General features: G+C 44.9%; 15 protein-coding genes. 9 read left to right on the forward strand and 6 right to left on the reverse strand.

Translation table 11 applies throughout. The annotated features are described in order from the left end of the window. Positions 1-134 precede the first annotated feature (134 nt). On the forward strand, positions 135-1,079 hold the full coding sequence (gene pip / locus JGK36_RS16165; protein ID WP_293197478.1) for a prolyl aminopeptidase: 945 nt from the start codon (positions 135-137) through the stop codon (positions 1,077-1,079). Positions 1,080-1,279: 200 nt separating this feature from the next. On the opposite strand, the gene JGK36_RS16170 is transcribed toward pip, so the two are convergent. After that, positions 1,280-1,588 (reverse strand): carbon dioxide-concentrating mechanism protein CcmK, encoded by a 309-nt coding sequence (locus JGK36_RS16170; protein WP_106149684.1) that lies wholly within the window; start codon positions 1,586-1,588, stop codon positions 1,280-1,282. Positions 1,589-1,634: 46 nt separating this feature from the next. Here JGK36_RS16170 and JGK36_RS16175 point away from each other — a divergent pair, with 46 nt between their 5' ends. Then, the gene (locus JGK36_RS16175) at positions 1,635-1,784 is read left to right on the forward strand and encodes a hypothetical protein (protein WP_293197480.1); all 150 of its coding nucleotides are present in this window, start codon (positions 1,635-1,637) and stop codon (positions 1,782-1,784) included. A gap of 255 nt (positions 1,785-2,039) precedes the next feature. Here JGK36_RS16175 and JGK36_RS16180 read toward each other — a convergent pair whose 3' ends face one another. Continuing rightward, the gene (locus tag JGK36_RS16180; RefSeq protein ID WP_293189857.1) at positions 2,040-2,357 is read right to left on the reverse strand and encodes a DUF3067 family protein; all 318 of its coding nucleotides are present in this window, start codon (positions 2,355-2,357) and stop codon (positions 2,040-2,042) included. A gap of 206 nt (positions 2,358-2,563) precedes the next feature. Here JGK36_RS16180 and petC point away from each other — a divergent pair, with 206 nt between their 5' ends. The 6 genes from petC to JGK36_RS16210 all read left to right on the forward strand — a co-directional run bounded on the left by petC (position 2,564) and on the right by JGK36_RS16210 (position 8,066). Next, positions 2,564-3,106: a cytochrome b6-f complex iron-sulfur subunit gene (petC, locus tag JGK36_RS16185; RefSeq protein ID WP_293184104.1), complete on the forward strand. Its 543-nt coding sequence runs from the start codon at positions 2,564-2,566 to the stop codon at positions 3,104-3,106. A gap of 202 nt (positions 3,107-3,308) precedes the next feature. Then, positions 3,309-4,298, forward strand: a complete 990-nt coding sequence (petA, locus tag JGK36_RS16190) for a cytochrome f (protein ID WP_293184106.1) — start codon at positions 3,309-3,311, stop codon at positions 4,296-4,298. A 312-nt stretch (positions 4,299-4,610) separates the two neighbouring features. Continuing rightward, the gene (locus tag JGK36_RS16195) at positions 4,611-5,462 is read left to right on the forward strand and encodes an alpha/beta fold hydrolase (protein ID WP_293189855.1); all 852 of its coding nucleotides are present in this window, start codon (positions 4,611-4,613) and stop codon (positions 5,460-5,462) included. Between the two features lie 91 nt (positions 5,463-5,553). Next, positions 5,554-5,997 (forward strand): photosystem II protein PsbQ, encoded by a 444-nt coding sequence (gene psbQ / locus JGK36_RS16200; protein WP_293184111.1) that lies wholly within the window; start codon positions 5,554-5,556, stop codon positions 5,995-5,997. Positions 5,998-6,362: 365 nt separating this feature from the next. After that, the gene (locus JGK36_RS16205) at positions 6,363-7,532 is read left to right on the forward strand and encodes an FAD-binding oxidoreductase (RefSeq protein WP_293197482.1); all 1,170 of its coding nucleotides are present in this window, start codon (positions 6,363-6,365) and stop codon (positions 7,530-7,532) included. A gap of 51 nt (positions 7,533-7,583) precedes the next feature. Beyond that, positions 7,584-8,066: a hypothetical protein gene (locus JGK36_RS16210; protein ID WP_293184114.1), complete on the forward strand. Its 483-nt coding sequence runs from the start codon at positions 7,584-7,586 to the stop codon at positions 8,064-8,066. Positions 8,067-8,318: 252 nt separating this feature from the next. On the opposite strand, the gene JGK36_RS16215 is transcribed toward JGK36_RS16210, so the two are convergent. The 3 genes from JGK36_RS16215 to JGK36_RS16225 all read right to left on the reverse strand — a co-directional run bounded on the left by JGK36_RS16215 (position 8,319) and on the right by JGK36_RS16225 (position 12,035). Further along, positions 8,319-8,735, reverse strand: a complete 417-nt coding sequence (locus JGK36_RS16215; protein ID WP_293184117.1) for an NUDIX hydrolase — start codon at positions 8,733-8,735, stop codon at positions 8,319-8,321. 321 nt (positions 8,736-9,056) lie between these two features. After that, positions 9,057-9,338: a hypothetical protein gene (locus tag JGK36_RS16220; RefSeq protein ID WP_293197484.1), complete on the reverse strand. Its 282-nt coding sequence runs from the start codon at positions 9,336-9,338 to the stop codon at positions 9,057-9,059. 78 nt (positions 9,339-9,416) lie between these two features. Beyond that, the gene (locus JGK36_RS16225) at positions 9,417-12,035 is read right to left on the reverse strand and encodes a M1 family metallopeptidase (protein WP_293197486.1); all 2,619 of its coding nucleotides are present in this window, start codon (positions 12,033-12,035) and stop codon (positions 9,417-9,419) included. Positions 12,036-12,262: 227 nt separating this feature from the next. Between JGK36_RS16225 and JGK36_RS16230 the strand changes: the two genes are divergently transcribed. Then, positions 12,263-13,345: a class I fructose-bisphosphate aldolase gene (locus JGK36_RS16230; RefSeq protein ID WP_293197488.1), complete on the forward strand. Its 1,083-nt coding sequence runs from the start codon at positions 12,263-12,265 to the stop codon at positions 13,343-13,345. 450 nt (positions 13,346-13,795) lie between these two features. Here JGK36_RS16230 and JGK36_RS16235 read toward each other — a convergent pair whose 3' ends face one another. Beyond that, positions 13,796-14,563: an SDR family NAD(P)-dependent oxidoreductase gene (locus tag JGK36_RS16235; protein WP_293189848.1), complete on the reverse strand. Its 768-nt coding sequence runs from the start codon at positions 14,561-14,563 to the stop codon at positions 13,796-13,798. Positions 14,564-15,230: the final 667 nt, after the last annotated feature.

Below are 15,230 nucleotides of genomic sequence, written 5' to 3' on the forward strand. Positions count from 1 at the left end.
GTAGAGCTTACCTAGATTTGCCTAGGTTTTTATAAGCGGTTGTATGTCAAGTTCGATCGATCGCTTATATTTATTTACGAGTGCGATCCTCAGGATGTAAAATAAACACGATCGAGTTATAAATCCTTGAAAAAATGCGAGAATTTTACCCGCCTAGACAACCTTATAACGAAGGAGAACTCAAAGTTTCTGACATCCATACCATTCATTTTGAAGAGTCGGGAAACCCAGAGGGAAAACCTATTGTATTGCTACACGGGGGGCCAGGAGGTGGATGTCCTCCTTTTTACCGACAATATTTTGACCCGGAAAAATGGCGTTTGGTGATGTTTGACCAACGCGGATGTGGTCAAAGTAAACCTCATGCAGAATTGCAAGAAAATACAACTTGGGATTTAGTCAGCGATATTGAGAAACTTCGAGAATATTTAAATATTCAGCAATGGGTTGTTTTTGGTGGTAGTTGGGGAAGCACTCTATCTTTAGCTTACAGTCAAACCCATCCCGACCGTTGCAAGGGTTTAATCTTGCGGGGCATTTTTATGTTGAGACAAAAAGAAATTCGCTGGTTTTATCAAGAAGGAGCAAGTTATATTTTCCCGGATGCTTGGGAAGAATATGTTAAACCTATCCCTATAAATGAAAGGGACGATCTGCTAACAGCTTATTACCAACGCTTGACAAGTCCAGATGCTCACATTAGATTAGAAGCGGCTCGTGCTTGGTCAATTTGGGAAGGGAGTACGAGTAGATTATTTCCAGATTTAGATTTAAAGCAAAGCTTTGGAATTGATGCTTTCGCGGAGGCGTTTGCCAGAATTGAGTGCCATTATTTTATAAATAAGGGATTTATAGAGCCGGAAGATAAATTGCTTTTAGATATCGATCGCATCCGCAAGATTCCGGCGGTTATCGTTCAGGGAAGATATGATGTTGTTTGCCCGATGATGTCGGCGTGGGAACTGCATCGTGCTTGGCCTGAAGCTGAGTTCATTGTAGTTGCCGATGCCGGACATTCGATGAGCGAACCGGGAATTCGCACCTGTTTAATTGAGGCGACAGATAAGTTTGCAGACTGATAGTCATCCAAATTGCTAATGGTTAATTGCTAATTTTTAATTAGTCCTATAAAGATTTTCCGCGTGATGGTAATTTCTTGCTGAGTATTGGGATATCGTTCAATTTTAAGGTTGATAAAAAATATAGAGGTGCGATCGCCCGCGCCTCCATATTTTAGTAAAAGTTAAAATTCCATACCAAAGTTTTGTCAAAACTTTGTCTACATTCGGAACTGTTCTACTTCAGGCGTATAGCCGATCGGCAAAATGTAATCGAGATTCTCGTGGGGACGAGCAATTATGTGATACGATAGCAACTTTCCGCCATCGACCTTTTTAACTGATTCAATTCCAGCAGCAACGGCTGCTTGCACTTCAGAGATATCTCCTCGAACTATAATTGTCCAGTAAGCACGGGTTATTTTTTCATAGCGAACTAAAGTAACTCGGGCTGCTTTCACCATTGAGTCTGCAACTTCTACGGCAGCGGGAAATCCTAAGACTTCAACCATTCCAACTGCAACACCCATTACAACATTCTCCTAAGTTTCACAAGATATCTGAGACTCATTGTATGTGAAAGTGTTGACAGAAATTGGTTCGGATGATTTTGGTCAGCTAGAAACCCGATCGCCCAAAATTAAAAAAACTCCAGAAGCTGTTGCGACATTTAAATCCCACAGCAGTCTTCGCGCCGGAAAGCCCGCCACATCAGAGTTTGAATAAAATAAACTGCAAAAATTAGCTGCGCGACAGCTTAGTTTCTCACCGCCAGCAAGTTGGCTGACAAATTTGCCTGACGATTTTTGGGACTTTCAACTTAAAAAATCCAGCCCCGCCCAGACACAAAACTTTACAAGCTGCGAAGGGGCGATCGACCGTTGTGGTTTCCCTTGCAGCGAGCAGAACGCTCGCACTCCGGTATCATTCGGATATGACTGATGACTGATGACTGATGACTGATGACTGATGACTAATGACTCAAAACTCGTCAAGCAACCACTCCGAGGCTCTTTCGCCCAAATCCAGGGGAATGCTGACAGCTTTGCCCAAGCGCGGACGATCGCGAGTAGTGACAATATATTCTCTCACCTGTTCGGTGCTGCCCCAGCCATTGAGGTAATTGGCCACCGCGTCCAAATGCTCGAAATAATCAGCCTCCGTCATCGGAAAAGACACCTGTTCCAAATATTTCCACATCACCTGCACAAAAATCTTGCCCCGCGTCCGCCGCAATCTGATATCGTAAGACTTTCCCCATTTTTCTAGGAGTAGCTGGTGTAAATCCTTGCCCGTCATGGTTGCTCCTGAGTGAATCTGTTAAACATTAAAAGACAAAGTTCAAAAAATGTAATAATACTCTAATAAAGGCTGGAAGGCGCATTCTTAAAAGGAATTTTCGCTGCCTCAAATTTGTGCGAGCAGATTAGCACCGATAGTCCGAGTTGTCTGCACGTACAAGTTGGCTCACAAACAAACGTAACTTAAAACCGTAAAGGCAGGTCATGGCTCAAACTTCTGCTGGAAATCCCGATGTTCCCGATATGGGGCGTCGCCAATTTATGAATTTGCTGACGTTCGGTACAGTCACAGGTGTGGCACTGGGCGCACTTTATCCCGTTGTCCAATATTTTGTTCCTCCGTCGAGTGGGGCTGTTGGCGGTGGCGTGACAGCTAAAGATGCCTTGGGTAACGACATCATCGTTAGCGAATATTTGACTTCGCACCCTGCGGGCGATCGCAGTTTGGCCCAAGGCCTCAAAGGCGACCCCACCTATCTCGTGGTGCAAAAAGACTTAACTCTCGCCGAATACGGCATCAACGCAGTCTGCACTCACTTAGGTTGCGTCGTGCCTTGGAATGCTAGCGAAAACAAGTTTATGTGTCCTTGTCATGGTTCTCAGTACAACAGTGAGGGCAAAGTGGTACGCGGCCCCGCACCTTTATCTCTCGCCTTGGCCCACGCCACTGTCGCAGATGACAAGGTGGCCTTTACCCCTTGGAAAGAAACAGATTTCCGCACCGGCGAAGCACCTACCTGGTCATAGTTATTAGTCATTAGTTAGCAGTTAGTAGTTAGTAGTTAGTCATTAGTCGTTAGTGGTTAGCAGTTAGTTTCAATAACCAATAACCAATAACCAATAACCAATAACCAATAACTAATAACTAATGACCAATGACCAATGACCAATGACTAATGACCAATGACTAATCACTAAATTGTCTGAACCTTTGAGATTGAATACTCTGATGCCACAAACTAACTTATCTGCGATATTTCGCCGCAGTGCCAGGACGATCGCCAAAACTGCCTTAATTGCGATCGCCGCCGCCGGATTTTTTCTCAGTAGCGACATCGCACTTCCCCAAGCAGCATTCGCTTACCCTTTCTGGGCCCAGCAAACAGCACCCGCTACTCCCCGCGAAGCAACTGGCAAAATTGTTTGCGCCAACTGTCACCTCGGTGCCAAACCGACTGAAGTAGAAGTCCCCCAATCTGTTTTACCTGACACAGTTTTTGAAGCAATTGTCAAAGTTCCCTACGATCAAAGCGTGCAGCAAGTTACCGGCGACGGTACTAAAGGCGGCTTGAACGTAGGCGCAGTTGTGATGTTACCCGAAGGTTTCAAGATTGCTCCCGCTGACAGAATTCCCGAAGAAATGAAGGAAAAAGTCGGCGATCTTTACTTCCAACCTTACAGCGAAACCCAAGAAAATATTGTGTTAGTGGGCCCGCTGCCTGGTGAACAATACAAAGAATTGGTATTCCCAGTTTTGTCGCCAAATCCCGCAACTGACAAGTCAGTTCACTACGGCAAATATCTAATTTATGTCGGTGGAAACCGCGGTCGCGGTCAGGTTTATCCTACTGGCGCCAAGAGCAACAATACTGTTTATAATGCCTCAGTAGCTGGCACTATTTCTAAAATTGCTCAACCCGAAGATGGTGGCTATGAAGTGACAATTCAACCAGCAGAAGGTGCAGCGGTTGTTGATACAATTCCCGCAGGCCCAGAACTGATTGTTACTGAAGGACAAACAGTTGCAGCCGCCGAACTTTTGACGAACAATCCTAATGTAGGCGGTTTCGGTCAAAAAGATGTAGAAATTGTGCTACAAAGTGCCAATCGAGTTACAGGATTGATGGCTTTCGTAGCTTTGACTATGTTGGCTCAAATTATGCTGGTTCTCAAGAAGAAACAGGTGGAAAAAGTTCAAGCTGCTGAAATGAATTTCTAAGCAGGACTTTCATGAGTTGGGTAAGGCGTTCAGTTATCATTGTCAACAAATACGTCTTGTGTAGTGCCAGACTGCTGCCTTACTATTAAGCCTAGATCCCCCCTAACCCCCCTTAAGAAGGGGGGAACAAGAGTATTCTTAAAGTCCCCCTTTTTAAGGGGGATTTAGGGGGATCGAGACTTAGATAGAAACCTGAGATACAAAAGGTTTTAGGCAATTGTTGAGACTAATGGTGCTTTGTGCGTACCCAACTATTAAGTAAGTAAGGCGGGGAATACCCGCCTTATTCTTTGATAAATAACAAGTAAAATAATGCCAATTGATGAGAAAACAATTCAAGTAGGGTCACTGGAATGGTTTTATCGGGAAGCAAATCCGGTAAACGAAAGTGATAAATCACCAGTGTTGCTGCTGCACGGTATACCGTCCCAAAGCTTTACCTGGACTGCGATTATGCCAGATTTGGCGACGAGTGGATTTCGATCGATCGCGCCGGATTGGGTGGGCTACGGGCGATCGACAAAACCAGACAAACGCGACTTTGCTTATACTCCCGATGCCTTTGTAGACGCCCTCACAGGCTTTATTCAAACCCTAGAAGTAGACCGAGTTTCCCTAGTCGTCCAAGGATTTTTAGCATCTGCCGGCATTCAATACGCTTTACGAAACCCCGATAAGATCGATCGTTTAGTCATTATAAATACACCAATTTCAGCAGATATCAAATTGCCTTGGAAAATGCAGCAGTTGGGGCTGCCTTTTATTGGCGATATGCTGACGCAAGACCCACTTTTGGTGGACAGAACCCTCGAAGGCGGAAGTCGCATCAGGGTATTAGACAAGGATTTAGATGTTTACCGACGCCCGTTTTTGAAGAGCTCGGATGCAGGGCGATCGCTAATGAACACCATCCGCAACATTCAACTGCCAAAGTCAATGGCAGAAATTGAATCCGGCTTACAAGGATGGACAAGCCCAACCTTATTTGTGTGGGGTTTAACCGACCCTTGGCTGAGTGTTGAACCAGCTAAAAAATTAGTCAATTCCATGAAAAATGCCGAGTTAGTCACCCTAGAAGAAGTCTCCCATTATCCTCAAGAACATTGGTCAGAAAAAGTTGGCGGTGCTCTGATAACTTTTCTGCGCCAAAAGGAGGTAAAATAATATTTTGTACCTAACTCTCGGTGCAAAGTAGGGGCGGTGTCCCGGTGCCGGCCCGCAACGAGAAATCTAAAATCTAAAGTCTAAAATCGCTATGACTCGTCCCCGTTCCTTTTTTGCCTTGATGATGGCATTTTTGATGGCATTTCTGGTTAGTTGCAGCAGTGTCGAAGCAAAAGTTCCCACGACTTACACAGCAGCCCAGATCCAACAGATTCAGCGCTATGTTCCTACTCTGACAGAGTTCCGATCGCGCATGAACAACCTAGGAACCCTAATTCAGAAAAAAAATTGGATTGATGCCAAAACTTACATTCACGGGCCTCTCGGCGAATTGCGCGGCACCATGAAAACCGTGTCGGGCAGTTTGTTGCCGAAATCTCAACAGCAAGCTATGGATTTGACCAAGAGTTTGTTTGCTGATTTGGTAGAGATTGATAACGCTGCTAAAATGGCTGACAATGCCAAAATCACCGCTAGTTATAGCAAAGCTGTGAAGGATTTCGATACTTTCTTGCAGCTACTTCCTAAAGCCTAATCGCTTTAGTTTGTCGCGCAGATCGGACGTATGGTTGAAACCTGGTTTACACACAAAAACACGGCGGTTGAAACCGCGTCTACACAGACGAACACGGCGGTTGAAACCGCGTCTACACACACGAAGTCCGCCTCCGCGGACTGAAGAAAATAACGTAAAACGTAATTTTTACTGCCACGGCGGTTGAAACCGCGTCTACACACACGAAGTCCACCTCCGTGGACTGAAGAAAATAACGTAAAACGTAATTTTTACTGCCCGTTCTTCAACCCGCGGAGGCGGGTTTCGTTTATGTAGCCGCGGTTTCTAACCGCCCGGTATTCTTCTGTACAATCTAAAATCTAAAATCTAAAATCTAAAATAGAATGGTTCGCATTGCAATTATTGGTTGCGGTATTGTCGGGGCTTCGATCGCCTTTGAACTAAGTAAATTTCCCGAATTAAAAGTCACTGTATTCGACAAACAGCCCCCAGTACAAGGTTCTACAGGTGCAGCCCTCGGCGTTTTGATGGGAGTTATCAGCCACAAAACTAAGGGCAGAAATTGGCATTTAAGGGAAACCAGCCTTCAGCGCTACGAAACTTTGATTCCTGAATTGGAAGCAGCTACGGGGCGGAAAATTCCATTTAACAAACAGGGAATTTTGCTGCTGTGTTCGGAAGGAGAAGATTTAAGTAAGTGGGAAAAGCTAGCAGCAACTCGCAAGTCTCAAGGTTGGAAATTAGAACTTTGGGAGGTGGAACAAGTGCGCGAGTTTTGCCCTCATCTTGATTTAAATCATAACATAATTGCTGGGATTTATTCGCCTCAAGACCGGCAAGTCGATCCAACTACTTTAACTTTAGCTTTGGTTGATGCTGCTAAGCTCAATGGAGTTAATTTTCAGTTTGGGGTAGAAGTTCAAGGCATCAAGAGCGGGCAAGATGCCCACCCCACAACAAACTCCCTATCTTGTGGAACAGGCATCTTGCCTGTTACTGAAAATAGTACCAACCCCACAATAAACTTAATATCTTGTGGAACAGGCATCTTGCCTGTTACTGAAAAATTCGATCGACTAATTGTATCTGCTGGCTTAGGTACTGCTGCTGTCACTGCATCCTTAAATCAATTGGTGGACATTCGCCCGGTGTTGGGACAAGCGCTGCATTTGCGGTCAAAAAATCCCTTAGGAAACCCAGATTTTGCGCCAGTAATTACCTGCGATGACGTTCACATTGTACCTTTGGCAAATCAAGAATGTTGGGTAGGGGCGACGGTGGAGTTTCCCGAAAACGGCGGGGAAGTGCAGGCAAATGCTGATATGTTGGATGAAGTGATGGCAAGGGCGATCGCACTTTGTCCAGCCTTAGCCGAAGCTGAAATCATCCGAAAATGGTCGGGATTGCGCCCGCGCCCCGAAGGACGCCCAGCCCCAATTATCGAAGCGCTTCCCAGTAACAGCAAGGTTTTCATCGCTAGCGGCCACTACCGCAATGGTGTTCTGCTGGCCCCTGCTACCGCGCGATCGATCCGAGAGATGATTTTGCAATAATTAACAAATGTTAATATAATCAATAAAGCCATTCATATCTTACATCTAAAAATGTCCGAAAAACCCTTAGGAAAGCCACGCATTTTGTGGCGAGTAATCTTGCTATCTGGAGTCAGCTTGCTGCTATATTACGGCTGGTACAAATGGATTATTCAAGAAGAATTGCGGAGTTATAACGGCAAGGGTTGGTCGGGGACACTTTGCTTATTGCCCTTTGTTTTAGGAGTAGCCATCCCCCAAGCTTTGCGGATATTCGACCCCGACGTTCCCGGATGGTTTGGTTGGTTTTCCTTCGTAGGAATTGCTTGGATTTACATCGTGCAGTTCAAACTTTATAACACAGTTAACGAACTTTATCGCCAAGAAGGAATTAAAGAACCGCTAACAGTTTGGTGGATGTTTGTACCAGGTTTAAATTTAATTGTTGGCTTGCGGCAAATTCATTTCTTAAGCCAGTTTTGGGCAAGAAAACAGGGCATTGAAGTCAAGGATAACTTGGCCGAAAGCCTTCCTTTTCTGTCAGCTAACGCTTGAGGTAAAACTTTTCACACCGATATCATAGGTTTGTAGTGAGGACTTCAGTCCTTTCCATTTACACCGGAATATTGATTTTCCGACTGTAGTGCGATAGACAAATTAGGTACGTAGTTGCGATGAAAGCGCTCTTTATAAGATTAGGAAAGAGCGCTGAAGCGCAACTACGTACCTTGGCCCAAATGCGAGCCGACCTTTCTCTATGTTTGAGTTAGTTAATTAGGACTAAAGTCCTCACTACGAACCTTTTAATCAGCAAAACCGATTCGGTAAATTAGCAAGAATAAGTTTAAGTTCCGGTTCATTAACCCGCTTAATTGCTTTCGGAATAGTTACCCACTGTCGCTTTCTACAGCTAGCTTCCGGCCATTTTTCCAGAACAGTTTGTACTTGCAGTAAAAATACTTCTACCTGACAAATATAGCCAGACTTTTGGTACTCATAAGTTCCCAGCAAATCAGGGAACACCTTACCCAACAAACCTGCTTCTTCCCAAGCTTCCTTAGCGGCGGAATCTTGAGGAGTCATATCAGGTTCAATTAACCCTTTAGGAATCACCCAACGCTTACCCGTTGAAGAAGTAATCACCATTACTTCAATTTGTCCGTTTTGAATGCGGTAGGGAATGACAGCCGATTGTTCTACCAATACAATAGTTCTTGTACTCATGATTTATGCAATCTTTAGGGTGCAAAGGCTGCTTCAACTTGATTGACAGTTGAAGATTCAAAACAAAAAAGTTGATACACCCCGATTATCTATTAGAACTTACCCACCGATACAGCAAAATCAGTTCCTTTTATGAAAAATAATTGCTGAAAGCTATTTTTTCATAAAAAAAGCCCGGTTTATTTATTGAGTGGGATTGCTTAAGTTCTATTTGCGCTCTCAGTCGAGACAATAACTAAGTCAGAAATAGAAATATGTAGGATTTTACCTGTGCTTAAAATACCAAACTTCAAGGCAATACAGCTAAAAAATAAGATTATTTTAATAACAGGGCGATCGCCAATCGCAAACTGCACCCAACACAACTAACGGCGTTTCGAGACTTTTGGCAAATTCATCCACAAAATAGATGGCTGCTGTTGAGCTGGTAAAATGTCTTCCAGGATACCTAATGCTAGAATTATTGTAACTGTTAGCTGGTAGGGTGCGTCGCCCGAAACAATCCTCGATCGCAGCGACAGTCTCATAGCGACGCACCTTACCAGAAAGAATTGGTTGAAAGTCGGAACCCTGATCGGGAGAAATTAAAATCAGACTATTCATTACTCCAATCCTCTTCCTTCTAGGTAGAGGTCGCTCTCAAACTGTCAACTGTCAAGCGGTCAACTGTCAACTGTTGAACTAATCTTTCTTCGCCTTAGCCTCCAGATTTTCCATCCGACTCTTCAAATCTTGATTGTCCTTTTTAACCTGATCTAACTCCTCGCGCAACTGCTTCACCGCTGCATCAGAACCAGCATTTTTCTGCACTCTTTGCACAGCTTCATCAGCCATCATGCGGACGCGGCCGTCTGGAGTTTGGTCAGCTAAAGAACGTAAAATTCTGATAGCTTTGCGAGTTTCCATCTGTCCTAAACCGACAACAACAGATACTTGAGTCAAGAAAAAAGTCTCTTTAGAAAGTTCTGCCAATCGATGCAAAATCCGTTCCAAATTGAGCTTAGTTTGACCTGTCGAAATTGTCCCCAAAGAGCGAATTGCAGCCAAGCGCAAAGCTTGCGGAGTACCGACGGCTGTGTATTTCAAAATCAGGTTGAGCGCATCTTCCGAAGTTTTCATTTGCGCCAAACCGGAAATAGCACCCGATCGCACAACCTCATTCCAGCCCTCGCGCTCTTTCAAAACCAATTTTAACTCTTTGAGTACCTGTTCGTCCGTGGGTTTTTCGTCGGGATTCGCCCCTGCGATCGAACCCATAGCACTCGCTGCGGCCGCTTCTACATAATAGCTGTCATCGCCTTTTTCAACGATCGACCTCAGCGCCTTATAAGTCTCGTGAGTCTTGATTTTACCCAGCGCATTCACCACCGCACGGCGCACCCGAGCATCTTTATCCTTCAAACCAGTTACTAAACCATCAAAAGCTTGGTCGAGTTTAATATCAACCAACTGACCGGCTACTTCCGCCCGCACAGCCCAAAACGGCTCTTTTTTGAGAACTTCTGACAGCGCTTTCACAGCTTCCAAGCCTCCCTTTTTCGCCAAAGCGTGGGCGGCGTAAATCCTAGAAACCGGGTCTGGATCGAACTGTAACTGAGCTTTAAGTTCGGCAACTCCATACTCTAGAGCAACTGTTTTTAGGTATTTATTGCCGACATCAAAACTGATATATGCGGGCTTCTCTTCTAGGGGAAAATAGAAACTTTGCTCGCGTTCGTGAACTCGAACCGTGAAAGTTTTTATATTAGCAGCATTTCGCTCATCTGCATCTTTTTCTGGTTTGTAACCGAAGCCGAGCGGAATTTTTAGGTCAAAGACATCTTTGCTGTTCCCGTTACCATTTTTGTTGTCTTTTACCTGAGTTTGGGTAATAGTAACCTTGGCTAATTTGCTGTCGCCGTCCCAGGAATAAGCAACTTTGTAATCTGGATGACCGCCACGATAAACGTACTGGTCAAACAAAAATGTCAGATTGCGACCGGTAGCTTTTTCGATCGCCCTTAGCAAATCGATCGTTTCCACAGTTTGGTGAGCGTTATCGCGCACAAAAGTGTGAATTGCTTTGTAAAATAGTTCGTCGCCCAACTCGGCGCGGATCATGTGATACACGCAAGCGCCTTTTTCGTACAAATGGCGATCGTACAATTCAATCGCTTCGCGGTAAACGTGAGTCACCATCGGGCGGCGGTAGCGAGAACTGTCTTCAGCTAAATAATTGCGGGCTTCACCTAACATATAATAAGCCGCATCTTCTTTGCCGTATTCTTGGTCAGTCCACAACACCTCACAATAGGAAGCCATGCCTTCTTTGATCCAAGCATGAGACCAATGTTTAATTACGACTAAATCGCCGAACCATTGGTGAGCTAATTCGTGGGCGACCAAGCTTTCTGTACCGCGATTGTCCAGGCTGGCGCGTTCATCTAACAAGCACCTATCTGTTAGCAAAGTTGTCGAAGTATTTTCCATGCCGCCGAAGATGAAATCATCGACGCAGACTTGAGCGTATTTAGGAAAAGGGTAAGGATAGCCAAATGCTTTAGAGAAAAATTCAATCATTTTCGGCGTTTTGCCCATGCTGCGCTTACCGTCAGCTTCGCGGCCTTTTTCCACGTAATAATTAACTGGTTTGCCGTTCCATTCATCTTTGATTTCAGCAAAATCTCCGACTGCTAAGGTCATTAAATATGTCGGGTGGATTTGGGTTTGCGACCAGTGATAAATCTTGTCGTCGCCATCGTTTTTTGTGCTAACTAATTCGCCGTTGGATATTGCAAAAAGTTGTCTGGGAACTTGCACGCGAATTTCGGAAGTTGCCAACTGTCCGGGATAGTCGAAACAGGGAAACCAGAAGCGAGAATCTTCGTCTTCGCCTTGAGTCCAAACTTGTGTTGGTTTGTCGGGATAGTGTTTGTCTGGCCCGACAAAATAGAGGCCGCGCTGGGGTTTTTCGACCGAGTATGCGATCGCAATTGTAATCGGTTCGTAAGCTGTTGTTGGTTCGTGCAGTTGAATTTGCAGCACTTCGCCGTCGCTGTCAAAATTCTGCTCGGTTTCCCCGACTTTGACAGATTTAATGTTCAGGTTGACAGCATCTAAGGTTAATTTGTCAATACCGCTGCGGACTGGATTTATGCGGATGCTGCAAGTGCCGCGAAAACTTTGTTTGGGAATATCGAGGACTAAATCGAGGAAAATATGCTCTACTTGTCCGGGGCGATCGGGGTTGTAGTGGGGTCTAGCACCGGGCATCTCGAAGGATTTGTGGCTGTTTTCAGAATCAAAGTAAGTGTGTGACATTGTGATGGAGGAGTTGTGAGTCGATCGGCGATCGCAGGCAGCAGCTATCGGGCGGAACTGCCAGCTTAATTACAGAGTAGCGCGTCCTAGTTGCTGTTGTCGCTAATGTTGTTAAAAATTCAGGCGATCGTTGCCAGGATGGAAAAAAAGATTTTTCAGTTACAATATCAGTAAGGCTAATGTCTGCAATCATCAGCCTGCCATTGAAATTGAGAGGGTAAATCTGCATGACAGCTACACTATCAGTTCCCAGTGCGATCGAATCTTGGCTAGGCGACGAAGCCGAAGACTTGCTCACCCATCAAGCAAAAATTTCTAAAGATTTGTTGCACCTGCCGGGCCCGGATTGGGTCGATCGCATTTTCGCTCAAACCGATCGCTCTCCTCAAGTTTTGCGATCGCTCCAGCAACTATATTCTAGCGGACGCTTGGCAAATACCGGCTATTTATCAATCCTGCCAGTAGACCAAGGAATCGAACACTCAGCGGCCGCTTCTTTTGCACCAAATCCCATCTATTTTGACAGCGAAAACATCATCAGACTAGCAATCTCCGCAGGATGCAATGCTGTCGCGACAACTCTTGGAGTATTAGGAAGCGTATCTCGCAAATACGCGCACAAAATCCCTTTCATTCTCAAACTCAATCACAACGAACTGCTAACTTATCCCAATCAATCCGACCAAATAATGTTTGCTTCCGTCGAACAAGCTTGGAATTTGGGAGCCGTTGCAGTCGGAGCCACAATTTATTTTGGTTCCCCGGAATCGACCAGGCAAATCCAAGAAATCAGTCAAGCTTTTGCCCACGCTCACGAGTACGGAATGGCAACAATTCTGTGGTGCTACCTCCGCAATGATATCTTCAAACAAGACAAAGATTATCACACAGCCGCTGATTTGACCGGGCAAGCAAATCACTTGGGAGTGACAATTCAAGCTGACATTATCAAGCAAAAATTGCCGGAGTGCAACAACGGTTACGAAGCTGTTGCTAAAGCTAGCGGTCATAGTTACGGCAAAACCGACAAGCGGGTTTATACTGATTTGACGACGGATCACCCGATCGATCTAACCCGCTATCAAGTCCTCAACTGTTATGCAGGAAGGATGGGTTTAATCAACTCCGGCGGTGCTTCGGGAAAAACCGATTTTGCTGAAGCAATTCGCACGGCGGTAATCAACAAACGCGCAGGCGGCTGCGGCTTAATTTCCGGCCGCAAAACTTTTCAGCGTCCGTTTGAAGAAGGCGTAAAATTGTTTAACGCCATTCAAGACGTTTATTTGTCGCCCGAAATCACGATCGCCTAAAACTTCACAGCACACTAAAATTAGGGTGCGTGCCGCGCACCCAATGCTATAAGGTTCGTAGTGCGGACTTGAGTCAGTAGAATAAAAGCAAGGTTCGTAGTGCGGACTTTAGTCCGCAAGGTGCATCTCAATGCAAGCGAATATATCCGTAGGGGCGAAGCATGACCGCAGTCAATATGAGATGATAACTAATAACTTATATGCGGTCATGCTTCGCCATAAGAGCGGACTCGCATTCCGCACTACGAACCGTTTTTGTTATGCTAATCTACCGGACATGATATCAGTTCTAATCTCAAGCAAAAAAGTTGAGGAAACGGTCTGATTTCCATACTGTGCAACTATCAACTGTCAACTATCAACTGTGCAACTGTCAACTGTCAACTATCAACTGTCAACTATCAACTATCAACTGTCAACTATCAACTGTCAACTGTCAACTATCAACTATCAATGAGCGGTATAACCCCCATCAATTACCAATTCAGAACCAGTAACAAACTTCGATTCATCCGATGCCAGATAAAGAATACCGTAAGCAACATCATCAGGTTCACCCACGTGTCCCACCGGATGTAAGCTATCAAGAATTTTCCGTCCTTCAGTCACATCACCTTGTTCGGCCAACAACTTCTCTACCAGCGGTGTCCAGATAAATGCCGGATGAACTGAATTAACCCGAATCTTATTTTTGGCATACAATAGCGCATCTGTTTTGCTCATCAACCGCACTGCTCCCTTTGAGGCATGATAAGGAGGCATATCCGGGCCGCCAACCAATCCGTAAACAGAAGACAAATTAATAATGCTGCCACCTCCCGTTTCTAGCATCGAAATCAAAACGTGTTTAGTACAGAGAAAAACACCATTTACATTTATTGCCATCAACGAATTCCATTCATCTTCGGCGATTTCGTGGGTGGGTTTATTGATACCAACAATCCCTGCATTGTTCACTAAAATGTCAATTTTTCCCCACTTTTCTCGAACTTCAGACACCACCTGTTTAACGCTCGCTTCTTGTGTAACATTTAGATGCCAGTATTCTGCTTTTCCGCCTTTTTCGGTAATCTCTTCTACCAAACCTCTGCCTTCCTTCTCAGCTATATCCGTTACCGCTACACAGGCTCCTTCTTTCGCCAGCAACAGACAAGTCGCCCTACCAATTCCCGAAGCGCCACCTGTGACAACCGCAACTTTCCCTTCTACTCTATTCATAAAAACCTCTTCAAGAAATGAGTTAAAACTGTGACATCGGATACACCAACTTGGCTACAAGTATGATGTAGCGAAACTAACCAATTTGCCGATCCATCCCGACACCAACCAGGCTACAGGTATCATGTGGGGATTCTGGCGAATATGCTACGCAAATAGTATAGTGTATCAGGAACCTGCTTGTACTAGGTGTGGGCTGAACACAGCCACAATTACTTGTTGTAACTCAATCAATTTTTGTCGAAGTATGGCATTCGCGCGATCGTCCACGATCGGAAGCGAGAACCAGCGAAACAGCAGAAAACTATGATTTTACATGGCAATTTTAATTTCAATTAAGAGACTGATTGCACGCTTTTTTGAAAGCTGGTCAACCGCAGATATGTCAATACGGTTAACTTAACGCTTTTTGACGAATTTCCGAGCGCGATTTGATAGGCAATACAGGCATTTTTCGCAAGTCAGATTGTTCTTAAGTTAACCGTATTGGCAGATATCAGGCAGAGCGACGCAGATATTTTTGGGTGCATCTGGGTTTGGAAGAGGGCGAAGCATGACCGCATCTAAGTTATTAGTTATACTCTCATATTTGCTGCGGTCATGCTTCGCCCCTACACATATATTTGCTTGCACAAAGATAGACCCATAATCTTAAGAATATCCAGGA

The organism is Microcoleus sp. PH2017_35_SFW_U_B, from assembly GCF_020737865.1.
Taxonomy (GTDB): Bacteria; Cyanobacteriota; Cyanobacteriia; order Cyanobacteriales; family Microcoleaceae; genus Microcoleus.